This is a genomic window from Janthinobacterium sp. GW456P, assembly GCF_002127655.1.
Lineage (GTDB): Bacteria > Pseudomonadota > Gammaproteobacteria > Burkholderiales > Burkholderiaceae_D > Janthinobacterium.
Genome location: NZ_NEHB01000038.1, coordinates 1 through 24959, shown reverse-complemented (window position 1 = coordinate 24959; position 24959 = coordinate 1). Strand labels below are relative to the sequence as shown.

Genomic DNA, 24959 nt, shown 5'->3' with positions numbered 1-24959 from the left:
AGGCGCCGGCTGTCTCATGTCGCGGTGGCGCGCCAGTCCCACCTGAAGCCAGTATCGGCGTGCCTGGCGCCGCTGTCAAATGGTTTCAAACGCCTTGCCGCCGCCTGCACGGTGCTTCAAAGCGGGTTTAACGCCGGACTTAAAACCGCGGGCTTAAAACTCCTCCCAGTCCTGCTCGCCGGCGATGTGCGATGGCGTTTTGCGCGCCGCGGCACTGGCCGCCTTGGGGGCTGCCGGTTCGCCGGGCCTGGCCTGGGCCGGGCGTGGCGCGAGTTTTTGCGTGGTGGCAATAGCGGCCTTGGCCGGCCGCGCCGCAGGGCGCACCGGCGCCGCCGTGGCCACGTGGTCGAGCTGGAAGCCGGCCGCCACCTGCGCCAGGCGCGCCGCCTGGTCCTGCATGCTTTCGGCCGCCGCCGCCGCCTCTTCCACCAGCGCCGCATTTTGCTGCGTTACCTGGTCCATCTGCGCGATGGCCTGGTTGACCTGGTCGATCCCCAGACTTTGCTCGGCGCTGGCGGCAGTGATCTCGGCCATGATGTCGGTGACCCTGCGCACGCTGTCGACCACTTCGCCCATGGTGCTGCCGGCCTGCTGCACCAGCCGCGTGCCGTTGTTGACCTGTTCCACCGAGTCGCCGATCAGGGTCTTGATTTCGCGCGCCGCCGCGGCCGAGCGCTGCGCCAGGCTGCGCACTTCCGTGGCAACGACGGCAAAGCCGCGCCCCTGCTCGCCGGCGCGCGCCGCTTCGACGGCCGCGTTCAGTGCCAGGATATTCGTCTGGAAGGCGATGCCGTCGATGACGCCGATGATGTCGACGATTTTCGTCGAGGCCGTATCGATGGCGCCCATGGTGTCGACCACCTGGCTGACGATGCTGCCGCCCCGTTCGGCCACGCCGGATGCCGCCACCGCCATCTGGTTGGCCTGGCGCGCGTTGTCCGCATTCTGCTTGACGGTGCTGGTCAGCTCTTCCATCGACGACGCCGTCTCTTCCAGCGAACTGGCCTGCTGCTCCGTGCGGGCCGACAAGTCCTGGTTGCCGGCGGCGATTTCGCCCGAGGCCGTGGCGATCGCGTTGGTGCCCGTCTGCACTTCCGACACTACCTTGCGCAGCGCCTCGTTCATGCCGTGCAGCGCGCGCATCAGGTCGCCGATTTCATCGCTGGCCGCCTTGCCGAAATGCGTGCGCAAGTCGCCGTCGGCCACCGTCTCGGCCACCTTCACTGCCGCCTTCAAGGGCTGCGTGATCGAACGCGTGATCAGCCAGGCGCAGACGCTGCCCAGCGCCACCACCAGCGCGCACAAGGTCAGCAGCAGGGTGAAGCTGCGGGCGTTGGCCGCTTCGATGGCGTGCGCCGTCGTGTCGATGGCCTGGCGCTGCTGCGACAGCAGGGCCTTGACGTTGTTCTGATACTTGGCGGCGGCCGGCGCGAAGCTGTCGCGGTAGGCGCTCTCCGCCTGCGCCGCATTGCCGCCCTTGCGCGCATTCATCACCAGGGTCTTGGCATCCTGGTACTTGACGCGCTCGGCAATGGACGCCTTGAAAATGGCCTTTTCTTCGTCGCTGACGAGCAGGGTTTCGATTTGCTTCAGCAGCTCGCCGCCCTGCTTGGTGCTGTCGGCGATGGTGTCGGCAAACACGTTTGACAGGGTTTCATCCGTGCTCCTGGCGATCATCGAAGTGCGCGCGATGGCCGAGTAAATCAGCACGTACCAGTCCGATACGAGGCGTTCCTTGGCCAGCGGCTTTTCCATCATTTGCCGCGTCGCTTCGGCATTCACGCTGGCGCTGTACAGCGCGTACGAGGTGGAGATCACGGACAGCAGCAGCACCAGCGCGAAGCCTGCAGCCAGGCGCGTGCCGATACGAAGGTGGGAGAGGGCGTGCATGGTTGGAACTCCTGTCGCAGAGGGGATTTAAATTACCTGTGCGACATAGTATGCACTGATAAGTGACCAAGAGGCGAGGGAAAAGCGCGCTGGTCTTTGCGCCTGTTGCAGCCACGCCCGTGCTACAGGTCGCCCGCCTGGCGCAAGTCCGGCTGCTCGGCCCAGCGGGCGAAGGCGGCCGCCATGCGCTCGCTTTCAGCGATGGCGCGGCGCCAGTCGCGCATGCGCGCCGCGTGGTCCTGGCCATAGTGGGGGAAGTCGCGCCGGTCCGGCAATTTGCCGTTGGGCAGGCTGGCCACGAAGGCGGGCGAGGGCGAGACGAGGATCATGTTGTCGAGTGCGCTATCGCCGCGGCGCGCGCGGCGCCAGGGCATGGTCTTGTCCAGCCAGCCCGGCACGATATGGTCGGCAAAATGCGGGTACAGCACCAGATCCGGTTCACGCTGGTAGGGCAGGTGCAGATGGTAGTCGACCAGGCCGCCGTCCCAGTAGCGCCCGGGCGGCGCGCCGGCGATGTCCGTGACCGCGTCGAGCACCAGCGGGATGGAGCCGGAAGCCAGCAGCGCGTCGCGCAGGTTGTTCTGCGCCAGCGGCACGAAATGCGAATGAAAGGCGTCGAAGCGCGAGCGCAGCCAGCTGGCGCCGTCCGGTCCGGCATGGAATACGGTGCGTTCCAGCGAGGCGGCCAGCCGCGCGCGCGCCACGGCGTTGCCGGCGGCGGCCAGCAGGAAGCCGCGCCGGTCGCGCCATTTGCCAGGCTGCGCCAGCGCGCCGATGCCGCGCACGGCCAGCACCGACAGGCTATGGCGCTCGTGCCGCAGCAGTTGCGCATCCTGGCCATCGAGGACGGCGTCGAGCAGGGCGCGGCACGTGCGGCTCACATGCGCCGCAGCGGGTTTGTCGGGATAGCGCTGGTCCACATATTCGCGCACCAGGCGCCGCTGCGCCGCGACAGGGTCGGGGAACACGGCGGCGGCCATGCGCCAGGCGCCGATCGAGGCGCCGACGAACTGGCGCTGGCGCGGCGCCTGCGGCAGGAAGTCGCCGAACAGCCAGCAATCGAGCTGGTGCAGGATCAAGCCTTTCGGCCCGCCCGCGGCGGCGGGGACGATGGCGATGTCGCTGGCGCGCACCCCGTTTTCGGCGATGCGCGCCCGGGCGCGGCGGCCCAGGCGGATGGTGATCGGTGATTGCATGAGTAGTCGCTGGCGGCCTGTAGCCGGGTATTTTACCGTCAGCGCGGCGCCACGGCACAGACGCGCTTGGTATAGTCACATTGTTAGTATTAGTAAATTTCTTTAAGGCAATCATCCTATTGAGAAATGTTGCATAATATTGGACGTTGAATTTTTGGCATGTGCCAAGGATTCCTTATGTCTTGCTTTTTTATTGGAATCGTATGCAACTGAATCACGCTTTTGTGCTGACCCTGATCGCCGCTGCGCTCGCCGCTTGCGGTGGCGGCGGTTCGTCTTCCCCATCCGACACGGCGGTTGTCGTGAATACGGCCAAGCCTGCCGATCCGGTGGCGCCCGTCGTTCCCGTCGTGCCAACGGCCACCGGCGAAAACACGGGTGCCGTCAGCGCCCGTTTCGCCAATGGCGACAACAGCCGCTACATCTTTACGTCGATCGGGTTGCAGAGCAGTGGCAAGGCCAGCCCGCTGGTACAGGATGCCTCCGGCGCCTTGAGCACGATCGGCGGCATCGTCCTGACGGGCAACCCGGCCGTGACGCGCGAAATCAGCGGCGACGCGGCCTTTGCGCAGGGACGCTGGTTCAAGGGCGCGTTCAGCAATAGTACGGGCGCCACTACGTTGAGCGGTAACAATGCCAGTGGGCATTACGTCGCCTATAACGTGCTCGCCGCGCTGCCAGCGACCGGTACGTTCACCTGCGATGCGGGCACGTTCACGGCGCCTAGCTATACGGGCGGCAGCAGCGTCTCGTCGACCGCCAACTTCGGCACGGCCAGCGGCATTGCCAGCATGTCCTTCGATGCCTCCGGCGCCAAGGTCGTGCTGGCCATCGACGCCAGCGCCGGCGGCAGCACGGGCAAGGTGAGTGCCTCGACGACCATGGCGTCGGCGGCGTCGAGCAGCATCACCGGCGGCTACCTGTCGAACGGCACGGGCGCGCAGCTGATGCTGGGCGACGGCGGCGCTGGCCGCTACCTGCTGGTCGCCGCCTACAAGGCGCAGCTGGCGAATGGCGCCAATTACCAGGGCGTGGCCACCTTCCGCTGCTCCTGATCGCGCGCGCATGAAAAAAGCGGCGTCCGTGCAATGCACGGCGCCGCTTTTTTTTCGTCGTCGTGACGCTGCTTAACGCAAGGCCGCGATCATCTGTTTCAGCTTGCCGGAATCGACGCAGAAGGCGCGGATGCCTTCGGCCAGTTTTTCCGTCGCCATCGCGTCTTCATTCATCATGAAACGGAAAGCTTCTTCGTTCAGCGACATTTGCACGATATTGGTCGATGGCGCCGCTTCGGCGCTCAGCTTGCGTTCCACCGGCGCATCGCTGTCGGCCAGCTTTTGCAGCAGGTCGGGGCTGATGGTGAGCAGGTCGCAGCCGGCCAGTTCGAGGATTTGCGACGTGTTGCGGAAGCTCGCGCCCATCACCTCGGTCTTGTAGCCGAACTTGCGGTAGTAATTGTAGATGCGGCGCACCGATTGCACGCCCGGGTCTTCCGCGCCCATGTAGTCGATGCCCGTCGATTTCTTGTACCAGTCGTAGATGCGGCCGACGAACGGGGAAATGAGCTGGGCGCCCGCTTCGGCGCAGGCAATCGCCTGGGCCAGCGAGAACAGCAGGGTCATGTTGCAACGGATGCCTTCCTTTTCCAGGATGGCGGCGGCGCGGATGCCTTCCCAGGTGGAGGCGATCTTGATCAGCACGCGCTCGCGTGGAATGCCCGCGTTCGAATACAGGGCGATCAGGTCGCGGCCCTTGGCCACCGTGCCCTGCGTGTCGAACGACAGGCGCGCATCGACCTCGGTCGAGACGCGGCCGGGGATGGTTTGCAGGATTTCCACGCCAAAGGCGATCAGCAGGCGGTCGATGATTTCGGTGGTCGAGGCGTTCGGATGGTCGCGCACGGCCTTTTCCAGCAGCGGCTTGTATTCATCCTTCTGCACGGCCTTCAGGATCAGCGACGGATTCGTCGTCGCATCGCGCGGCGTGTAGGCCTGGATCGATTGGAAGTCGCCGGTGTCGGCCACCACGGTAGTAAATTGCTTCAGTTGTTCGAGTTGGTTCATGGCTGCACAGGAAAGAGTGAATGGGCTTGCCAGGGTATTGTACCGAATGCGGGACGGTGGCGGCGCTTTTAACCGAAGGGCTAAAGTGCCGGGGTCAGACCCGGCGGCTCTGACCCCTGATTGCCGCTTTTTAGCCAATAAACGAATCAAACTGCATGTCGAATTCCTGCAGCGCTTTTTGCGCGTTCTGCATCTTCTTGCGGAATTCCGGTCCCCGTTGCAGGGCCAGGCCCACGGCCAGCACGTCGATCACCACCAGGTAGGCCAGGCGGGCGGAAATCGGCGTGTAGGGGTCGGTGTTGAAGACCAGGTCGATCGGGATCAGCACGGTGGCCAGGTCGGCCAGCGGCGTGCCCGACGGGGCCAGCACGACGACGTCGGCGCCGCCGCGGCGCGCCAGTTTCACGGAGCGCACCAGGGCGGGGCTGTTGCCGCGCTGCGAGATGGCCACCAGGCAGTCGCCGCCGCGCAGCAGGGCCGCCGCGATGCTGTGGATGTTCGGATCGCTGTAGGCGACCGTCGGCACGCCCGAGCGGAAGAACTTGTGCTGCGCGTCGGCCGCCACGATGCCCGACGTGCCCTGGCCATAGAATTCGATCTTGCTGGCGCGCGACAGGATGTCGAGCGCGCGCTGGATCGCTTCCGGGTTCAGGTTGTTGCGCAGGTCGAGCAGGGTGTTGATCGAGCGGCTGCAGATTTTATTCACCAGGTCGGCCGCCAGGTCGTCCTGCGCCGGCTGCTCGTTCGCGCCCGGCATGGCCAGCGCCAGGCCCTGCGCCAGTTTCAGCTTGAATTCATGCCAGCCGTCATAGCCCAGGGTGCGGCAAAAGCGCACCACCGTCGGTTCCGACACCTGCGCGCTTTTCGCCAGCGCCGTGATGTTCTGGCTGACCGTCTGGTTGGGCTGGTCAAGCACGGCCAGCGCGACCTTCTTCTCCGACTTGGAGAGCGAATCGAGCTGGGTGCGGATGGAGTCAAGCAGCATTAAATTAGTCTTCTATCTTCAGGCAAGGGTGGAGCAGGGGTTTCGTGGAGCACCGCTCCGCGCCTGCGTAACGGCCTGGCCATGCAAGGCCAGGTTCCTTGCGCTTCCAAACTAGTCTTCAGGAAGCGCTTCTTCACGCCACTGCAAGCCATCGCGGCCGATCAGGGCGCTGGCGGCTGCCGGGCCCCAGGTGCCGGCCGTGTACGGAATCGGCGCGCTGTCGTTCTGTTCCCAGCTGTCGAGAATCGGCTCGACCCATTCCCAGGCCGCTTCCAGTTCGTCGCCGCGCATGAACAGGGTCAGCTGGCCGCGCAGGACGTCGAGCAGCAAACGCTCGTAGGCGTCCATGCGCGGGGTCTTGAACGATTCGCGGAAATCGAGTTCCAGTTCCGCCGGTTTCAGGCGCATGCCGTCGCCCGGGGTTTTCGCCATCAGGTTCATGCGCAAGCCTTCGTCCGGCTGCAAGCGGATCACCAGGCAGTTCGGCTGGAAGCTCGACGTCGGCTGGTTGAAGATCGAATGCGGAATTTGCTTGAAGCGCACGACGATCTCGGCCAGGCTGTCGGCCATGCGCTTGCCCGTGCGCAGGTAGAACGGCACGCCGGCCCAGCGCCAGGTATCGATTTCCGCCTTCAGCGCGACGAAGGTTTCGGTGCGCGAATGTTCCGGCGCATCCGGCTCGTCGCGGTAGCTCGGCACGGTGGCGCCGTCGACGTGGCCGGCGCGGTACTGGCCGCGCACGATGTTTTGCGCCAGGGTGGTCGGCGTGAATTTTTTCAGCGAGCGCAGCACTTGCAGCTTTTCATCGCGCACGGCGTCCGGCGCGATCGAGGTCGGCGGTTCCATGGCGACGATGCACAGCAGTTGCAGCAAGTGGTTTTGCAGCATGTCGCGCAGCGCGCCCGAGGTGTCGTAGTAACCCATGCGGTTGCCCACGCCCAGCTTTTCGGCGATGGTGATCTGCACGTCGGAAATCCATTCGCGGCGCCACAGCGGTTCGAACAGGATGTTGCCGAAGCGCAGGGCCAGCAAGTTCTGCACGGTTTCCTTGCCCAGGTAATGGTCGATACGGTAGATCTGCGATTCCTGGAAGACCTTGCCCACTTCGGCATTGATCTGCTTGGCGCTGGCCAGGTCGCGGCCCAGCGGCTTTTCCAGCACCACGCGCGAATTCGGCGTGACCAGGCCGTTGTCTTCCAGGTTGTCGCAGATCAGCGCGAACAAATGCGGCGGCGTCGCCAGGTAGTACACGCGCGTCAGGTCGGCGTCGCCGCGCAGCGCTTCGACCAGCGGCGCATATGTGGCCGCATCGCTGGCGTTGAGCGACACATACACGATGCGCGCGCAAAACTTGCTCCAGGTGGCGGCGTTCAGGGTGCTGGCCTTGATGTGGGGGCGCGAGTTGCTTTCCACCATTTTCAGGAAGGCATCCTGGCCGCTGTCCTGGCGGCCCACGCAGATGATGCGCGCCGTCGGCGGCAAATCGTTCGCGACGTCGCGCGCATACATTGCAGGCAACAACTTGCGCATTGCTAAATCGCCGCTGCCGCCAAACAGGACCAGGTCAAAATCGGTAAGTGCCATAAGTGAGTGTCGTCGCAAAAGTAAAAGGGCCGGAGCGGGGAGGAAGCCGACCGGAAGTGCCAGTCTGTCGCTACTATAATCGATGGTGTAAATTTACTACGTAGAACAGGCAATTGCAAGAAATTTTACTACATTCCATCCGCCGCCGTCGCCATTTTGCCCGGCAGGCCTGCCTGCGGTGCCGGCATGGCCATTATATGCCGTTCGCCGGCGCTGGCGCAGTGGCATGCTTGTTGTCGGCTTTGCAAAGCAACCATGGTTGCCAGGGAAATTTCCCATTCTCTCCGTCATCATTTGCGCTGTAGCAACAAGGAAATCAAGAAATGCTGTCAGGATCGCCGTTGGCAGCGTAAAGTAGCTTTGAAGAAAGTAAAAAACCGTATAATTCAAGCTCGAATCGATAGCAACTATTGGTTGTATGAAGTTGTACGATATACACTGCACCGTTAGCGCCGGCCATGCCCCAAACCCGCCGTCCGGCGTCCATGCGACGTGCAGTCCGCACTGTCCGCAGCATCAGGGGCGGGCGACTTAACTTTACAAGACGGCTCAAGGGGACGCAATGAATTCAATGCAGCAAGATGTCGATGAACGCACCAGCCTGACAGGCAATAACAAATTCGAACTGTTCCTGTTCAAGCTGGGGACCAGTGATCACTCGGCCAGCCGCGAACTGTTCGGCATCAATGTGTTCAAAGTCCGTGAAATCATGGAAATGCCGGCCATCACGGCGGTGGCTGGTTCGCACCCGCACATGCTGGGCGTGGTCAATATCCGTGGTCAGATCGTTCCCGTGATCGACTTGCCGATGGCGGTCGGCTGCAAGAGCAGCGGTTTGAAGATTTTGATGGTGACGGAATTTGCCCGCTCGACACAGGCGTTTGCCGTGGAAGAGGTCGATGAAATCGTACGCCTCGAATGGAACCAGGTCTTGTCGGCCGAATCGAGCGTCGGCGGCGGCCTCGTCACCAGCATCGCCCGCCTCGATGGCGACACGGACAAGACACGCCTGGCGCAAGTGCTGGACGTGGAGCAAATCCTGCGCAACGTGCTGCCGTCGGGCGACCCGGACGTGGACGAAAACAGCATCGGCCCACAAGTGCGCTTGCCGGCCGGCGCCGTGGTCCTCGCGGCCGACGACTCCTCGCTGGCCCGCTCGCTGATCGAAAAGGGCCTCGAAGCGATGGGCGTGCCTTTCATCATGACCAAGACGGGCAAGGAAGCGTGGGAACGCCTGCAGGCGATCTCGGTCCAGGCGGCAACGGAAGGCAAGACGGCGAAAGACAAGGTCGCGCTGGTGCTGACCGACCTGGAAATGCCGGAAATGGACGGTTTTACCCTGACGCGCAACATCAAGAACGATGGCCGCTTCTCCAACATCCCCGTGGTGATCCACTCGTCGCTGACGGGCTCGACCAACGAAGACCACGTCAAGGGCGTGGGCGCCGACGGGTATGTGGCCAAGTTCGTGGCGGCTGAACTGGCCGAGACGATCCGCAAGGTATTGTCGCGGTAATCCGACGCCGACGTGGCTAACACTATTGTCGGATTACGCGGGGCGTTGCCCCGCTAATCCGACCTACCTGCTACGTTATCGTACAAAAGCGCCGGCCCCTCGCGGGTGCCGGCGCTTTTTCATGTCCGCGGCGCTTATGCCTGGTACGGCGTTTCCGCTTGTCCCGCCACGTCCACGCGCACGGACAGCACGTGGCCCGTCAACGGGTAGTCGGCGATTTCTGCTGCCGAGCGGTTGTGGCTGGCGCTGGTGATGTACAGGGTGCGCAGGTCGGGGCCACCGAACGTCACCATGGTGGGACAGCGCACGGGCACGGTGATTTCGCCCAGCAAATGGCCGTCGGGGGCGAAGCGCAAGATCTTGCCGCCTTCAAACATGGCCGACCAGTAATTGCCTTCGCTGTCGACGGCCGCGCCATCGGGGCGCCCGCCGTAATCAAACGCTTTCTTGTCCATGGAAAAGCGCTGGAACGGTTGCGGCGCGGAAATGGTTCCCGTGGCCGCGTCGAAGTCGAAGCGGTCGATGCGGTGCGTGGTGGTGTCCGCGTGGTACATGGTGCGCTTGTCCGGGGAAAAGCCCAGGCCGTTCGAGACGGTCATGCCGCCCGACCAGACCTTGCGTACCTGGCCCTTTTCCAGCACGAACATTTCCGCCGCATCAGTGTTGCGCGGCTCGAAAATCGTGCCCACCCAGAAACGGCCGGCCGGGTCGACCTTGCCATCGTTGAAGCGCGTGGTGGCCATGTCGAACGGCGCCGGCGCGATTTCCGCCAGGCTGCCCGTCTTCGTGTCGAGGTGGGCAAAGCCGCTGCGCAGGGCGACGATCAGGCCGCCGCCCGCGTTGATGGCCAGCGCCGACGGTTCCGTCGGCATGTTCCACTGTTCATGCTTGCCGCTGGCCGGGTGCAGCCGGTGCACGGCGCGGCCGTCGATGTCGACCCAGTACAGGGCCGCTTCCTTGCCATGCCATAGCGGGCATTCGCCCACTTGCATGGGCTTGTCGCTGACTACCTTGATTTCGTAAATATTCATCTATTCTTAATGTGGAGAACGCTTAACAAAACCGTAGCGAGCGGAAGGGAGAGGTGGCCGAGAAGCGGAACTGTGCTTGAGCACAGTGAGCATCGCAGGCTACCTATACCGACGCGCAGCAGGTTTGGTGATGCGTTATTAGTAAGCTGCCTTGGCTGCGCGTGCCAGCGCAATCAAGCCATTGGTCGAGCTGTCGTGGTGGTCGGGACGGGCTTCGCCCGTCAGTTCGGCCTGGATTTTCTTGGCCAGCACCTTGCCCAGTTCCACGCCCCACTGGTCGAAGCTGTTGACATTCCACAAGACGCCTTGCACGAAGGTCTTGTGTTCGTACAGCGCGATCAGGGCGCCCAGGGTGGTCGGGGTCAGCTGGTCCATCAAAATGGTGTTGCTGGGGCGGTTGCCGGGGAAGGTCTTGTGCGGCACTAGCGCTTCGATCTCGCTGTCCGGCAAGCCTTGCGCCTGCAGGTCCGCGCGCACCTCCTCGCCCGTCTTGCCCGTCATGAAGGCTTCCGACTGGGCGAAGCAGTTCGCCAGCAGGGCGTCGTGGTGGCCAGGCAAGTCGTGCGTGGCGCGCAGGGCGGCAATAAAGTCGATGGGCGTGATGTCCGTGCCCTGGTGCAGCAGCTGGAAATACGCATGCTGCGCATTCGTGCCGCAATCGCCCCAGATGACGGGGCCGGTCGGCACGTCGACGGGCACGCCATCCTTGGTGACGCGCTTGCCGTTGCTTTCCATGTCCAGCTGTTGCAGATAGGCGGCGAAGCGCGAGAGGTCCTGGTGATACGGCGCGATGGACACGGAGCCGCAATCGAGGAACTGGCGGTTCCAGAAGCCGACCATGGCCAGCACCACGGGCATGTTGTCTTCGAGGGGCGCCTGGCGGAAATGCTGATCCATCGCATGCGCACCGGCAAGGAAATCGCTGAAATATTCAAAACCGACGGACAGGGCCACGGCCAGGCCGATCGACGACCAGACGGAATAGCGGCCGCCGACCCAGTCCCAGAACGGGAACATGTTGTCGGGCGAAATGCCGAAGTCGACGATGGCTTGCGTGTTGGTCGAGACGGCCACGAAGTGTTGCGCCAAATCCTTTTCTTCGCCTTCGAGCAGGAACCAGGCGCGCGCCGTGTTGGCGTTGAGCATGGTTTCAGCGGTAACAAAGGTTTTCGAGGCAACAATGAACAAGGTCGTTTCCGGATCGACTTTCGACAGGGTCGCTTCCATGTCATGACCGTCGACGTTGGAAACAAAGTGCATTTCCAGTCCCGGGTTGGCATACGAGCGCAGTGCCAGGCAAGCCATTTTCGGGCCCAGGTCCGAGCCGCCGATGCCGATGTTGACGATGTCGCAGATCGGTTTGCCCGTGTAGCCGAGCCAGCTGCCATTGCGGACCTTGTCCGTAAATGCCTTGACGCGTTGCAGTACAGCTTGCACGTCGGCATCGATATCCTGGCCATCGACCACCAGCCTGGTGCCGCGCGGCGCGCGCAAGGCGGTATGCAGAACGGCCCGATGTTCGGTAAGATTGATTTTCTCGCCGGTGAACATGGCTTCGCGCTGCGCTTCCACGCCGCGCTCGCGGGCCAGGTCCATCAGCAGCGCCATGGCGGTGGCGTCGATCCGGTTCTTCGAGTAATCGAGCAGCAGGCCGGCCGCATCGACCGTCATCGTCGAGAAACGTGCGGGGTCGGCGGCGAACAGCTGGCGCAGATGCACTTCGCGCAGGCTGGCGCTATGCGCTTGCAGGGACTGGAAACTGGCGGTGGCGGTGATGGCGGGAGTAGGTGCTGGCTGGCGCATGGCGGTCGGCTTGGGTGCTTGTCTCGGTTGAAAGGAGCGCGGCGCGTTCGTGGTGGCGAACAGCGGGTCCGGCATTGGTATGAGAATAATACATCAGAAAAACGTAATTTCACTACAGTTTGTGCAGGCGCATGGCATTTTCAGCGTTTTTTCAGCGTTTTATCCGTGCTGCAATAGATAGGCAAGCAAGACGAGTGAACGTGGCACGCTGTTGTCTTGCCTTGAAAGGTCGCGGGAAAATGGATTATTTCTGCCACTGTCCACTGCAAGAGTGCTTCTGCGCGACCATTTTGTAGTAAAATTTCACGAAATACTCATTTTTAAGGAAATCCATATGGCGCTGCATCCAGTAGTCGAATCCGTAACAGCGCGCATCATCGCGCGCAGCCGGCCATCGCGCGGCGCCTATCTGGCGCACCTGGATGCGGCCCGCATCCAGGGCGTGCAGCGCGGCGCCCTGTCGTGCACCAACCTGGCGCACGGCTTTGCCGCCTTTCCCGCCAACGACAAGCTGTCGCTGAAGGAATACAAGAAACCTTCCGTGGCCATCGTCTCTTCGTACAACGACATGCTGTCGGCGCACCAGCCCTTCGAAGGCTTCCCGCAGATCATCAAGCAGGCCGTGCGCGAAGTGGGCGCCGTGGCCCAGTTCGCCGGCGGCGTGCCCGCCATGTGCGATGGCGTGACGCAAGGCCAGCCGGGCATGGAACTGTCGCTGTTTTCGCGCGACACCATCGCCATGTCGACGGCCGTGGCGCTGTCGCACAATATGTTCGACGCCGCCCTGTACCTGGGCGTGTGCGACAAGATCGTGCCGGGCCTCTTGATCGGCGCGCTGCACTTCGGCCATTTGCCCGCCGTCTTCGTGCCGGCCGGTCCGATGACGTCGGGCCTGTCGAACCAGGAAAAAGCCAAGGTGCGCCAGCTGTATGCGCAAGGCAAGGCGACGCGCGAAGACTTGCTCGAAGGCGAATCGAAAGCCTACCACGGCGCCGGCACCTGTACCTTCTACGGCACGGCGAACAGCAACCAGATGCTGATGGAAGTGATGGGCCTGCACTTGCCGGGCGCCGCCTTCATCACGCCGAACACGCCGCTGCGCGATGCGCTGACGGCCGCCGCCGCCCAGCGCGCGGCCGTCATCACGGCGCAAAGCGGCAGCTACTTGCCGGTCGGCCATATCGTCGACGAGAAATGTATCGTCAACGCCGTCGTCGGCTTGCTGGCCACGGGCGGTTCGACCAACCACACCCTGCACCTGGTGGCGATCGCCAAGGCGGCCGGCATCGTCATCGACTGGAACGATTTCAATGAACTGTCGGCCATCGTGCCGATGCTCACACGCATCTACCCGAACGGCGACGCCGACGTGAACCATTTCCACGCGGCCGGCGGCACCGGTTACCTGATCCGCGAACTGCTGGACGCGGGCCTGCTGCACGAGGACGTCAACACCATCCTGGGCCACGGCTTGCGCGCGCACTGCATGGAGCCGTTCCTCGGCGAAGACGGCAAGGTCTTCTGGAAAGATGCACCGGCCGCCAGCGCCGACGACAGCGTGCTGCGCCCGGCCTCGAACCCGTTCGCGCCGGACGGCGGCATGGTCCTGGTGGCCGGTAACCTGGGCCGCGCCGTGATGAAGGTGTCGGCCGTCAAGCCGCAGCACCGCACGGTGGAAGCGCCGGCGCTGGTGTTCAACTCGCAGGAAGACTTCATGGCCGCCTACAAGGCCGGCACGCTGGACCGCGATTTCGTCGCCGTGCTGCGCTTCCAGGGACCGCGCGCCAACGGCATGCCGGAACTGCATGCGCTGACCCCCGCGCTGGCCAACCTGCAGGATGCGGGCCGCCACGTGGCGCTGGTCACCGATGGCCGCATGTCGGGCGCGTCGGGCAAGGTGCCGGCCGCCATCCACGTCTCTCCTGAAATCCTCGCCGGCGGCCCGTTGGGCCTGGTGCGCGACGGCGACATCATCCGCCTCGACGCCTTTACCGGCGTGCTCGAAGCGCTGGTGCCGGCCGACGTCTGGCACGCCCGCTCGCTGGTCACGGCCGATTTGTCGCCGAACCACATCGGCATGGGCCGCGAGCTGTTTTCCATGTTCCGTTCCACCGTCAGCGCGGCGGAAGAGGGTGCCACCACCTTCGGCCTGCCGTCGCCGATTCCCACCACCGTCGCCTTGCACGACGCCGACAATGTCGGCGATACCGTGCCGGGTTCCGATGAAGACTTTTTGGCTAGGAAATAAGAGATGACCATGACACTACTGGAAATTATGCGCACCTCGAGCGTGATCCCCGTGATTGCGATCGACGATCCTGAACACGCCGTACCGCTGGCGCGCGCGCTGGTGGCGGGCGGCATCCGCGTGCTGGAAGTGACCCTGCGCACCAAGCACGGCCTCGAAGCGATCCGCGCCATGTCGGCCGTGCCGGGCGCCATCGTCGGCGTGGGTACCTTGACCCGTCCCGAGGAATTCGTCCAGGCGCGCGACGCGGGCGCCGTCTTCGGCGTCTCGCCGGGCTTGACTTCCGCCCTGGTGGCGGCGGCGAAAAGCAGCGGCCTGTCCTTGCTGCCAGGCGTGATGACGCCAGGCGAAGTGATGGCGGCGCGCGAGAACGGCTTCCAGCAGCTGAAACTGTTCCCGGCCGTGCCGGCGGGCGGCATCGGCATGCTCAACGCGATCTACGGCCCGCTGCCGGACATCACCTTCTGCCCGACGGGCGGCATCTCGCAAGAGACGGCATCGCAGTTCCTGGCGTGCAAGAACGTCGCCTGCGTGGGCGGCTCCTGGCTGACGCCGAAAGACGCGATCGCGGCCGGCAACTGGGACCGCATCACGGAAATCGCCAAGGCTGCCAGCGGTTTACGATCCGCGTAAGCGGCACCGGAGCGGCAAGCTTGCGTGCTTGCCGCTTCTTTCTTCTGACGGAGTGCCATGCGCAGACTGCGCCGCCCCCTCACCATCGGCGAAACCGCCATGGCCCGCAGCGTCTTCCAGGGCGCCATCGACTACGCGCGCGTGCGCGTCGTGCGCGGCTCGTTTCTTCCATTCGGCCTGCAGGACCAGAACACGGCGATGACGCCGCGCGGCAGCCTGCATTTCATGCCGGCCCAGTACCGCGACGATTTTTCTCGCGAAGGCAACAGCGGCAAGCTGTTCTTCATCCACGAAATGGTGCATGTGTGGCAGTACCAGCTCGGCTACAGCGTGCTGCTGCATGGCGTGCTGCTGGCGCTGCGCGGCGGCTACATTGCCCAGCGCGCCTACCGCTACGATGCGCAGGCAGGCGGCATCCTGTCCGATTTCAACATGGAACAGCAGGGCGACATCATCGCCCACTACTTCGGCGCGCGCCAGCTGGGCATTCCCGCTTACGTGGCGCAGCTGCCGCAGCTGCAGGACATCCTGCAAGGCTTCCTGATCGATCCCGCCGACCGCCGCCTGCTGCCGCGCTGATGTCGCCGTTACGGCGCGTTTGATGCCAGGCGCACGTCCGGCGCGCGCAGGCTGGCCGCCGCATCCTTGCCCAGCAATAAACGCAGATCGGCGCCCGCGCCGATGCCGCTGTCGTCCGCCGCCTGCAGCTGGGGCATGCCGCCCAAGGCCAGGGCCAGGGCGGCCGCCGCCTGCGCATGGCCGGGGCGGTAGACGATGCTGCTGGCCTGGATGCCGTACGGCCGCTGGTTGCCCAGCCGCAGTACGCTGATGCCCATGCCGCCCAGCATGCCGCGCATGCGCGCCGCCATCCCGGTTTCGCCATTGCCGTTGATGACTTCCAGCCGTGGCAGCGGCGCCGCCTGCTTCGCCAGGGCGGGCAAGGCTGCCGGCGCGGCGCGTGGCGCCACGGGAGCGTCGCGCCAGCTCAGCGCAAAGATATTCGGCTGCAATTGCGTCAGCTGCAGGCGGCTGGCCGGTGCCGCCGGCATGGGCGCCGGCGTCAGGTCGGGCGCGACGGCGTCCGCGGTGGCATCGGCCGCATCGACTGTGCTGACGCTGCGCGCCAGCGCCGCGATGGCGAGATCCAGGTTGGCGCGCGCCGGCTGCTGGCCGTTGTCGAGCTGCAGCGACTGGCGCAGCACGGCCGCCGCCTGGGCGTAGTCGCCCTGCAGGTACAGCACGTAGCCGAGGTTGTTGTAGGTCCTGGCCGTCGGGCTCTCTTGGGCCAGCGCCTGCAGCATGCCGCGCGCCGTGTCCAGCTGGCCCAGCTGCGCATGCAGCACGGCGGCGCCATTGCGTGCATCCGGCGAGTCAGGCGTCAGCAGCATCGCTTCGCGGTATGCGGCCAACGCCGCGCGCGGGTCGCCCAGTTCCTGCAGGCGCTTGCCCAGCTTGCAGAACGCGGCCGTGCGGGTGGCGGGGCTGTCATCGCTGCGCGCCTGGGGCGGCGCAGCGTGATTGGCCTGGCTGTGCTGGCTGGCCGGGCCGGGCAGGTGACCGCAGGCGGGCAGCAGGCCGGCGCAGGCGAGCATGAGCATCAGGGTGGTGTGCTGTGACATGGCGGTTCTCCGGTCAGCTGCCGCTGCCCATGCTGGGCAGGAGCACGCGGTAGATTTGCAGGAAAGCTGGTCCCATCAGGACGACCAGCAGCGAAGGGAAGATGAAAAAGATCAGCGGGAACAGCAGCTTGAGGGCGATCTTCGCCGCTTCTTCCTCGGCCATCTGGCGGCGCTTGGTGCGCAGCTGGTCCGACTGCACGCGCAGCGAGGCGGCGATGCTGGTGCCGAAGCGCTCGGCCTGGATCAGCATGGCCACCAGCGCGTCGACATCCTCGACGCCCGTGCGCAGGGCCAGGTTGCGCAGCGCCCGCTCCTTGGCGTTACCGGCGCGCAGTTCCAGCATCACCAGATGCAATTCCTCGGCCAGCACCGCGCTTTTCAGGGCGATCTCGGCCGCCACCCGGGCCAGCGCCGCATCCATGGCCAGGCCCGCTTCCACGCACACCGTCATCAGGTCCAGCGCATCGGGAAAGCTTTCGAAGATATCGCGCTGGCGCCGCTTGATCATTTGCGCCAGCACGATATTGGGCAGGTAGTAGCCGACGGCGGCCACGATCAGCAGCCAGAACAGCAGTGCCTTGCCCGCCATCTGGCTGCCCGAGGCGCTCAGTCCCAGGAACAGCAGCAGGGGCAGGCCGATGGCCAGCATGGTCTTGGCGGAAAAGAACAGGATGGGCGCCGACGCCTGGCGCAGGCCGGCATTCATGAAACGCCGGCGCATCACCGAGCCTTCCCAGCCCTGCTCGGGCAGCGACAGTTTGGCCAGGGGGCCGCTCAGGCGCACCATGCGCGCCAGCCAGGGGCTGGGCGCCGATGCGCCGGGCGCCGCCGCGCTCTTGCCGGTGGCGTTGTCCATGCGCTGGCGCAAGGGATCGGGCGCAAAGCTGCGCATGGCCACCAGCACGGTGCCGAAGACGGCAATGAAGAGCAGGGCGAGAAAGGCGATATGCACGGGATTCATGAGGGTTCTCCTTGCGGGCTCAGACGCGGATGCGGATGATATTGCGCATGACCAGGATGCCGCACACCATCATCACCAGGGCGCCGGCGAGCATCTTGCGTCCGCCCGGGTCGACGAACAGCATTTCCAGGAACTGCGGATTGGTCAGGTGGATCATGGCCGCCGCGCCGAAGGGCAGCAGCGACAGGATCCAGGCCGACAGCTTGCCTTCGGCCGACAGCACGCGTACCTGCCCCAGCAGCTTGATGCGCTCGCGGATGATGCGGCTGATGCTGTCGAGCAGTTCGGCCAGGTTGCCGCCCGTTTCGCGCTGGATCAGCACGGCGATGACGAAGTAGCGCAAGTCCGTGCTGGGCACGCGCGTGGCCAGGTTCATCAGGGCGTCCTGCATGGCGATGCCGAAATTGACTTCGTCGAAGGTGGCGCGAAATTCCACGGCCAGCGGTGCGTTCATTTCATCGCCGACCATTTTCAGGGCGGTGGGGAAGGCGTGGCCGGCGCGCAGGGCGCGCGCCATCAGGTCCAGCGCGTCGGGCAATTGCTGCTCGATGCGCTGCAGGCGCTTGGCCTTGGCGCGCAAGACCGCCAGCAGCGGCAGCAGGGCCGCGCCCGCCACCAGCGGCAGGCGCAGCAGCCACGGCACGCTGAGGTAGCTGAGCAACAGAAATGCGGCGCCGGCCGTGGCCAGCATCACGCCGGCGAAGCTGGCCACGCTCCAGCTCAGGCCCGACTGCTCGAGCAGGCGGTCGAGCGCATGCACGCGGGGCACGCTGAGCAGCACGCGCTGCAGGGCCGGGGTGTCGCTCAGCAGGCGCTTCTTGATCATCGAGCTGCCCGTGTCGCCATGCGCGCCGGCCGACATGATGCGCAGGCGGCGCGCGACCCTTTCCGCTTCCGGACCGCGCGAGGTGTTCCATGCCAGGTACACGCCCTCGATCAGCAGTACCACGGCGATGAAGGTGAGGATGGCGAATACGTAATAGAGATAGTCCATGATGCTCCCCTTAATGGTACTGGCGGGCGGGATCGAACAGGGTTTCCGGCAGGCTGATGCCGAAGGCGCGCAGGCGTTCGAGGAAACGCGGCCGCACGCCGCTGGCATGGAAATGCCCTTGCACCGTGCCGTCCTCGCCGATGCCTGTCTGGCGGAAGGTGAAGATTTCCTGCATGGTGATCATCTCGCCTTCCATGCCCGTGATTTCCTGGATCGACGTGACCTTGCGCTTGCCATCCGTCAGGCGCGATACCTGCACCACCACGCTGATGGCTGAACTGATCTGCTGGCGCATGGCTTTCACGGGCAGGGCCGCGGAAGCCATGCTGATCATGTTTTCCAGCCGCGTCAGGGCGTCGCGCGGGGTGTTCGCGTGGATGGTGGCCATCGAGCCTTCGTGGCCCGTGTTCATGGCCCCCAGCATGTCGAGCGCCTCGGCGCCGCGCACCTCGCCCAGGATGATGCGGTCGGGACGCATGCGCAGCGCGTTGCGCACCAGCGCCCGCTGCGTCACCTCGCCCTTGCCCTCGATGTTCGCGGGCCGCGTTTCCAGGCGTACCACGTGCGGCTGCTGCATCTGCAGTTCGGCCGCGTCCTCGATGGTGACGATGCGTTCGGCCGTGCTGATGAAACCGGAAATCGCATTGAGCATGGTGGTCTTGCCGCTGCCGGTGCCGCCCGAGATCAGGATGTTGACCTTGGCCTTGCCCAGCGCCTGCAGGGTGGTGCTCATTTCCTCGGTCAGGCTGTGCTTGAGCAGCAGGTCGGCCAGGCGCAGCGGTTGGGCCGAGAAGCGGCGGATCGACATCACGGGGCCGTCGATGGCCAGTGGCGGGATGATGGCGTTTACGCGCGAGCCGTCGGGCAGGCGCGCATCGACCATGGGACTCGATTCATCGATGCGCCGGCCCACGCGCGAGACGATCTTGTCGATGATTTTCATCAGGTGGGCGTCGTCGGTGAAACGGATGTCGCTCAGTTCGAGACGGCCATGGCGCTCGACATACACCTGGCTGCTGTTGTTGACGAGGATATCGGACACGCCGGGATCGGCCAGCAGCGGTTCGAGCGGACCGAAGCCGAGCACCTCGTCCTGGATGTCGCGGATCAGCGAGCGCCGTTCCAGCTCGTTGATCACCACATTGTCTTCCGTGAGCACGTCGCTGACGAGGATTTTCAGCTCTTCGCGGATCTGCTCGCGCGACAGGCGCTGCATGCCCTCCAGGTCGACGCGGTCGAGCAGCGCCTGGTGGGTGCGGTGCTTGAGCTGCTGGTAGCTGTGGCTCGCTGCGCCCTGGTGCGCGGCATCGTCATTCAGGCTGGCGTCATCCTGGGCATAGCCCAGGCGGTCCCGCAGGGTGAGTTTTTCGGCAGTCATGGTCGGTCTCCGGTGAGTGGGGCGGTATCAGGCGCGCGCGAGCAGCCGCGAAACCCAGCTTTGCGCGGCGGGCGGGGTTTCGCCTGCCAGGCTGGCAGCCAGCTCCTGCAGGGCGCGCGAGACGGCGTTGTGCGGCGCCAGCTTGAGGATGGGCACGCCCTGGCTGACGGAGGCCGCCACCGCTTCGTAGTGGTTGGGGATGGATTTGTAGACGTGCTTGCCATACGCCGCCTCGAGGTCGGCCACGCGGATGCTGTCGCTGCTGGCATAGCGGTTCAGGATCAGGCGGATCTTGTCTTCGCGGTAGCCGAGGCCGCGGAACACATCGAGCAGGCGCTTGCCGTCGCGCACATACGGCAAGGTTGCCTGCAGCACGGGGAAGATCAGGTCGGCCCGGTCCAGCGCGCGCACGCTGACGGGATCGAGTCCGCGTCCCACGTCGAGCAGGATGTAGTCGTACTGGCTGCGTGCCAGGGTCAGCAGCCGGTCGATATGGTCGGCTTCGACGTCGGCCGCGTGGGCCGGGTCGTCGGCGGCGGCCAGCACGCTGTAGGCGGGCGTGATCTGGATCATGCTGGCGCTGAGCAGCGAGGCGTCGAGGCGCACGATCTGCTGCGACAGCTGCGACAGGGTGGCGGCCGGCTTGTGGTCCGAGACGAACAGCGCGGCGTCGCCGAACTGCAGATTCAGGTCGAACAGCGCTACCTTGCGCTGTTCGCCGGCGGCCAGCGCGTAGCCGAGGTTGGCGGCGATGAAGGTGGCGCCGCTGCCGCCCTTGCACGAGACGAAGGCCAGCACCTGGCCCTTGCGCGTGACCTGTTTGTGCAGCTTGTCCTCGATGCGGCGCAAGGCGGCGCACAGGGCCGCATCGTCGTCGGGCTGCAGCACTTCGCGCACGCCGGCGCGCATCGAGCGCAGCAGAAATTGCGGACTTTGCTGCGGACATTGCACGATGATGGCCAGGTGCGGATGGCGTCCTCCCAGCAGTTCGAGCCGTTCCAGTTCTTCCTCGCCGATGTGCTCCTGTTCCAGCAGCAGCAGGTCCGGCATGACGCCGCTGTCGAACATGTCCGGCGTGCTCGCCAGCAGGGCGACGCGGTCGGCCGCGCTGCGTTCGCGCAGCAAACGGGTAAGCCGCTTGAGCTGGGCTTCATTCTTCGAGACGATGACGATATTCACTTGGCACTCCCGGTAATGGCGTTCAGTTGATCTGGAAACCCAGGCTTTCGGCGTGCATGACGACCACCGACGCGGGCACGGCAATATTGAGAAAACCGAACAGGCTGACCATCGGCGTATAGCTGACGTTGTCGATCGAGACGCGCACGCTGTCGATGCAGCTGGCCGTGCGCGTGATGTCGCCGCAGGCCGACAGGTTGTCGCCCGGGTCCGTCGGCGGCAAGGTCACTTCGGCGCCGCTCTTGTTCAGGTAGCGGATGGTGATGTTGGCCGCCGTCAGTTCCGGCGCGGCCGGCAGGGCCGTGCCGCCGAACAGGGCCAGGGTCTTGACGGCGTCGGTCTGGTCGATCCAGCGCACCACCGCTTCGCGCGCGGCGCGGCGGCTCACTTCCTGCGCCGTGTTGTACAGGAACAGCATGCGGCCGAATTCCAGGATGCCGAACAGCAGCGTGAAAAACAGCAGCGACACCAGGGCGAATTCGACGGCGGCGGCGCCGCGCTGGCGCCCGGCTGGAGGAGACGATGAAAGGCGGTGGCGCATGGCGTTCTCCTTACAGCATGTAGCGCATGGTGGTGCGCGGCGAGAGCGGCGTGGCATAGCTGCTGGCCGCGCCGATCACGAAGGGCAGGTACTGGCCCACCGACAGCGTGTAGTTGACGACTTCGACGCGGATGCCGCCGGGCGCCGTGCCATCGGTGCAGCTGCTGTCGTTGAACGCCGCGTCCAGGCAGGTGACCGTCACGTTGGCTGTGCTGAAGTCGCTGATGCCGGCGCTGACGGCCGCATCGGCCACCGTCTGTTTGGCGGCAGGCACGCCCTGCGAGGCGATGCTGGCCTTGGCCTTGACGGACATATTGCGCGCCGCGTCGCGCGTGGCCTTGGTCAGCGCGTCGTAGTACCAGAAGGCGCGGCCGAAGCCGAAGATGCCGGCCAGCAGGGTAACCAGCAGGGCCAGCACGATGCCGAATTCGACGGCGGCGCCGCCGCGCTGGCTGGGATGGGAAAGGGGGATGCGCATGGCCGCCTCACTTGTAGAGTTTGATTTCGGAATTCGGCACGGGCTCGATCAGGCCCGCGAACTCGACGTCGAGGCGCTTGGTGCCGCCGCTGAAATCGGCTTTCATCGTCATGAAGAACTTGCCGATGCCGACCGCGTTGATGCTGCCGCACGAGGCCGGCCCCACGGGCGCCGTGCGGCAATCGACCAGCACCACGTTGAGGATGCGCCGGTTGCGCTGGCCCGGATGGGCCACCGACGGTGCCTGGAACGTGGGGCCGCTGGTCTGGTTGTACGGCGACGGCGGTGTGCCGGCAGGAAAGCCGGCGCCGGCGCTGACGGGGTAGCTGGCCGTGTCGAAGTAATTTGCCTTGGCTGTGCTGTACATGGGATTGGCGTTGCCGTCCGTTGCGGTATAGGCCGTGCCGGCCTTGGCCGGCGTGGCGCCATTGCTTTGGTAGGCGGGGCCGTAGGACCACAGCACGCCGTAGCCGGCGAACTGGGCGAACGTGGCCGAGGGCGCGGGCACGCTGCCCGCCGATGGCAGCTGGTAATTCGGCTTGTTGCCGGCCAGGCTGACTGGCTGCTGGCTGGGCAAGGTGCTGGCGCCCGGCTGCATCCAGCCCGTGGGCGGCGAGTTGGCGGCAGTGGCGGCGCAGGGGGACGCGCCGCCCACGCACGGATACTCCTTGATATTGGTGTCGGGCGGCGCCGACGCGGGGTCGCACACGGAGGGCGAGGAATAGTCGTCGAAGCGCGAGTTGAGCGAGGCGGCCAGCGAGGCCGTCAGGCCCGTGTTGGTGTAGACCTGGCCCGTGCCGCTGGTGATGACGGCGCTGCTGCCCGTGCACATGAACGGCGCGGTGGAGGCGGCGCTCGCGTGCGAAGCGCTGCAGCTGCCGGGCGGCGCATCGACCGGGTTGATCAGGTAAGGGTCGGACGAGCCGCCCAGCGGATTGAGGCCGAACAGGTTGTAGGTGACGCCGCGGCGAAAGCCGAATTCCACCAGCTCCGTCAGGCCGCTGCCGGCCGGCGCGGCCGGATACGTGTATTGCGCCGTCTTGTTGGCCGGATCGACGGCGCACACGCCGATCGGCGTGACGTCGTTGACGAAGCGGCCCGCCACGGCCACGCCCGAGGTGCTGGTGCTGGCAATGCCGGCAATGCCCATCAGGTAGGTGGCGAAGGTCTTGCTGCCCGTGTCGACCTGGATGAATGTCATTCCCTGCGGGCTGGTGCGGGCGCTGGCGCCGGACGTCCAGGGGCCGTCCGGGCTGGGGCCAAAGCTGATGTTGGCGGCCGTGATGGTCAGCGCGGTGGAAAAGTCATAGCGGTTCTTTTGCGCGATGGCGATGGCCTTGGTCTGCGCGTTGTCGATGCCGGCGGCGCTTTGATTGAGTTCCACGGCGCCCGCCAGGGCGGCGCTGTCGGCGCCGTTCTGCAGTTCCGTCTTGGCGATGTACAGGTGGCCCAGGTCCAGCACCAGGCCGCCCATGGCGAACAGCACCACCAGGGTCAGCCCCAGCACGATGGCGATCGCGCCCTGCTGCCTGTCGTGCCTGCGAAATGCGGTCTTCATGGCTGTCTCCTGGTGGCCTGGGGGAGTGCGTCGCGAAACTGGCGCCTACTGGCGTCCGCCCACGCCGATGGTGAAGACATTCGGCTGCGGTTCCGGCGCCGCGAACGATTTCTGGTAGCGCTGGTAGGCGCTGGCGCCGGCCTTGCCATCGATGCCGCTGACGGGGTTGGCATTGCGGTAGGCGTCCGGATACATGATCTGCTGCGCCTTGAGCAGGGCCACCGATTCGCCGAAGTGTGAATCGAGCACGGGTGTGGTGGTGGCGGCGCAGCCGGCCAGCAGGCATAACAGGGCGGCGCAAGGCAGGCAATGTGCGGTTTTCATGGTGTTCTCCTATTTGAGGTCGAAGCCGGCGGCAGGCTGGGGCGCGGCCGCTTGCGGCTGCATCGGGGCTGCCGGCGCTGCGGGGGCGGGCGCGCTGCCTTCCATTTTTCCCTGCATGAACATGTCGCCGCGCGTCGGCTGGATGTAGCCGTCGGTGGGCAGCTTGTAGTCGGCTGGCAGCGGCTTGACCAGATGCGGCGTGATGATGAAGACCAGTTCCGAGCGGTCCGTCTGGAAGTCCGTGCTGCGGAACAGGGCGCCCAGCACGGGCACTTCGCCCAGGCCTGGCAGGGCCTTGATATTGCTGGTCACGTTGTTCTTGATCAGGCCGCCGATGGCGAAGCTCTGGCCGTCGAACAGCTGCACCGTGGTGGTGGCGCGCCGCGTCGTGAACGACGGCAGGACGGCCGTGGCCGAGATGCCTGTGGCGGTGATGCCGATGCCGTCCTTGTTCAGGTCCGACACTTCCGGCGCCACCTTCAGGTTGATGCGCCCGCCATCGAGCACGGTGGGCGTGAATTTCACGGCCACGCCGAATTCCTTCTCTTCCAAGGTGATGGTCGGCACGCCGCCGTTGTTGGTCTGGCTGACGGGGATGAAGATCTTGCCGCCGGCCAGGAAGCTCGCCTCCTGGCCGCTGATGGCCATGATGTTCGGCTCGGCCAGCACCTTGATCAGGCCATCGCGTTTTTGCGCGTCGAGGTTGAAGAAGTTGTTCTTGCTGGCGCCGCTCAAGCCGCTGGGATTGTTGCTCAGCAGGCTGGACAGCAGCGAATACGACCAGCTGCCGATGGTCTTGTTGATGCCCAGGCTGGCGCCCAGCTGGTCGACCAGCACCTTCGACACTTCGGCCACCTTCACTTCCAGCATCACCTGCTGCGGCGCGGCGATCGACAGCAGATTGATCACGCGCGGCATGCCGGCATCCGGCGTGGCGGCGGGAGCCGGCGCGGCGGCCCCCGCGGCTGGCGCGGCGCC

The 24959-nt window shown here is 65.3% G+C and carries 23 protein-coding genes; 5 read left to right on the top strand and 18 right to left on the bottom strand.

The features are described from left to right. Positions 1-153: 153 nt before the first annotated feature. Positions 154-1890, bottom strand: coding sequence for a methyl-accepting chemotaxis protein (locus tag CBW66_RS25320; RefSeq protein ID WP_086140122.1), 1737 nt, complete (start codon positions 1888-1890; stop codon positions 154-156). Positions 1891-2012: 122 nt separating this feature from the next. Beyond that, positions 2013-3086, bottom strand: a complete 1074-nt coding sequence (locus CBW66_RS25315) for a patatin-like phospholipase family protein (RefSeq protein ID WP_086140121.1) — start codon at positions 3084-3086, stop codon at positions 2013-2015. A gap of 203 nt (positions 3087-3289) precedes the next feature. Between CBW66_RS25315 and CBW66_RS25310 the strand changes: the two genes are divergently transcribed. Further along, a complete protein-coding gene (locus CBW66_RS25310; protein WP_086140120.1) occupies positions 3290-4141 on the top strand; it encodes a hypothetical protein in 852 nt (283 codons plus the stop codon). Between the two features lie 72 nt (positions 4142-4213). Here CBW66_RS25310 and tal read toward each other — a convergent pair whose 3' ends face one another. The 4 genes from tal to CBW66_RS28765 all read right to left on the bottom strand — a co-directional run bounded on the left by tal (position 4214) and on the right by CBW66_RS28765 (position 8108). Next, a complete protein-coding gene (tal, locus tag CBW66_RS25305; RefSeq protein WP_086140119.1) occupies positions 4214-5149 on the bottom strand; it encodes a transaldolase in 936 nt (311 codons plus the stop codon). 130 nt (positions 5150-5279) lie between these two features. Next, positions 5280-6134, bottom strand: coding sequence for an SIS domain-containing protein (locus CBW66_RS25300; protein WP_034750862.1), 855 nt, complete (start codon positions 6132-6134; stop codon positions 5280-5282). Positions 6135-6245: 111 nt separating this feature from the next. After that, positions 6246-7718, bottom strand: a complete 1473-nt coding sequence (gene zwf / locus CBW66_RS25295; protein ID WP_086140118.1) for a glucose-6-phosphate dehydrogenase — start codon at positions 7716-7718, stop codon at positions 6246-6248. Positions 7719-7814: 96 nt separating this feature from the next. Beyond that, the gene (locus CBW66_RS28765; RefSeq protein WP_139841753.1) at positions 7815-8108 is read right to left on the bottom strand and encodes a hypothetical protein; all 294 of its coding nucleotides are present in this window, start codon (positions 8106-8108) and stop codon (positions 7815-7817) included. A gap of 172 nt (positions 8109-8280) precedes the next feature. On the opposite strand from CBW66_RS28765, the gene CBW66_RS25290 reads away from it, so the two are divergent. Next, the gene (locus CBW66_RS25290) at positions 8281-9234 is read left to right on the top strand and encodes a chemotaxis protein (RefSeq protein WP_086140117.1); all 954 of its coding nucleotides are present in this window, start codon (positions 8281-8283) and stop codon (positions 9232-9234) included. A 134-nt stretch (positions 9235-9368) separates the two neighbouring features. Here CBW66_RS25290 and CBW66_RS25285 read toward each other — a convergent pair whose 3' ends face one another. After that, positions 9369-10265 carry an SMP-30/gluconolactonase/LRE family protein gene (locus CBW66_RS25285; RefSeq protein WP_086140116.1) on the bottom strand — a complete coding sequence of 299 codons (897 nt, stop codon included), beginning with the start codon at positions 10263-10265 and terminating at the stop codon, positions 9369-9371. A 138-nt stretch (positions 10266-10403) separates the two neighbouring features. Beyond that, positions 10404-12068, bottom strand: a complete 1665-nt coding sequence (pgi, locus tag CBW66_RS25280; RefSeq protein ID WP_086140149.1) for a glucose-6-phosphate isomerase — start codon at positions 12066-12068, stop codon at positions 10404-10406. Positions 12069-12402: 334 nt separating this feature from the next. Here pgi and edd point away from each other — a divergent pair, with 334 nt between their 5' ends. The 3 genes from edd to CBW66_RS25265 are packed head-to-tail and all read left to right on the top strand — an operon-like array spanning position 12403 to position 15528. Continuing rightward, positions 12403-14316: a phosphogluconate dehydratase gene (gene edd, locus CBW66_RS25275; RefSeq protein WP_086140115.1), complete on the top strand. Its 1914-nt coding sequence runs from the start codon at positions 12403-12405 to the stop codon at positions 14314-14316. 3 nt (positions 14317-14319) lie between these two features. Continuing rightward, on the top strand, positions 14320-14949 hold the full coding sequence (gene eda / locus CBW66_RS25270) for a bifunctional 4-hydroxy-2-oxoglutarate aldolase/2-dehydro-3-deoxy-phosphogluconate aldolase (RefSeq protein ID WP_086140114.1): 630 nt from the start codon (positions 14320-14322) through the stop codon (positions 14947-14949). 57 nt (positions 14950-15006) lie between these two features. Beyond that, positions 15007-15528, top strand: coding sequence for a hypothetical protein (locus CBW66_RS25265; RefSeq protein ID WP_086140113.1), 522 nt, complete (start codon positions 15007-15009; stop codon positions 15526-15528). Between the two features lie 8 nt (positions 15529-15536). Here CBW66_RS25265 and CBW66_RS25260 read toward each other — a convergent pair whose 3' ends face one another. The 10 genes from CBW66_RS25260 to CBW66_RS25215 all read right to left on the bottom strand — a co-directional run. Further along, positions 15537-16568 carry a LytR C-terminal domain-containing protein gene (locus CBW66_RS25260; RefSeq protein ID WP_086140112.1) on the bottom strand — a complete coding sequence of 344 codons (1032 nt, stop codon included), beginning with the start codon at positions 16566-16568 and terminating at the stop codon, positions 15537-15539. A 13-nt stretch (positions 16569-16581) separates the two neighbouring features. Continuing rightward, positions 16582-17529: a type II secretion system F family protein gene (locus tag CBW66_RS25255; RefSeq protein WP_086140111.1), complete on the bottom strand. Its 948-nt coding sequence runs from the start codon at positions 17527-17529 to the stop codon at positions 16582-16584. A gap of 19 nt (positions 17530-17548) precedes the next feature. Next, positions 17549-18523 (bottom strand): type II secretion system F family protein, encoded by a 975-nt coding sequence (locus CBW66_RS25250; protein ID WP_086140110.1) that lies wholly within the window; start codon positions 18521-18523, stop codon positions 17549-17551. Between the two features lie 10 nt (positions 18524-18533). Continuing rightward, positions 18534-19901 carry a CpaF family protein gene (locus CBW66_RS25245; RefSeq protein WP_086140109.1) on the bottom strand — a complete coding sequence of 456 codons (1368 nt, stop codon included), beginning with the start codon at positions 19899-19901 and terminating at the stop codon, positions 18534-18536. A gap of 27 nt (positions 19902-19928) precedes the next feature. Next, on the bottom strand, positions 19929-21080 hold the full coding sequence (locus CBW66_RS25240; RefSeq protein ID WP_086140108.1) for an AAA family ATPase: 1152 nt from the start codon (positions 21078-21080) through the stop codon (positions 19929-19931). A 22-nt stretch (positions 21081-21102) separates the two neighbouring features. Then, positions 21103-21621 (bottom strand): TadE/TadG family type IV pilus assembly protein, encoded by a 519-nt coding sequence (locus CBW66_RS25235; protein ID WP_086140107.1) that lies wholly within the window; start codon positions 21619-21621, stop codon positions 21103-21105. Between the two features lie 10 nt (positions 21622-21631). Then, positions 21632-22099 (bottom strand): TadE/TadG family type IV pilus assembly protein, encoded by a 468-nt coding sequence (locus CBW66_RS25230; RefSeq protein WP_086140106.1) that lies wholly within the window; start codon positions 22097-22099, stop codon positions 21632-21634. Between the two features lie 7 nt (positions 22100-22106). Beyond that, the gene (locus CBW66_RS25225; protein WP_086140105.1) at positions 22107-23657 is read right to left on the bottom strand and encodes a TadE/TadG family type IV pilus assembly protein; all 1551 of its coding nucleotides are present in this window, start codon (positions 23655-23657) and stop codon (positions 22107-22109) included. A 45-nt stretch (positions 23658-23702) separates the two neighbouring features. Continuing rightward, on the bottom strand, positions 23703-23981 hold the full coding sequence (locus CBW66_RS25220; RefSeq protein ID WP_086140104.1) for a hypothetical protein: 279 nt from the start codon (positions 23979-23981) through the stop codon (positions 23703-23705). A 9-nt stretch (positions 23982-23990) separates the two neighbouring features. After that, positions 23991-24959, bottom strand: a 969-nt coding sequence (locus CBW66_RS25215; protein ID WP_367301878.1) for a type II and III secretion system protein family protein, incomplete at its 5' end; no start/stop codon positions are given.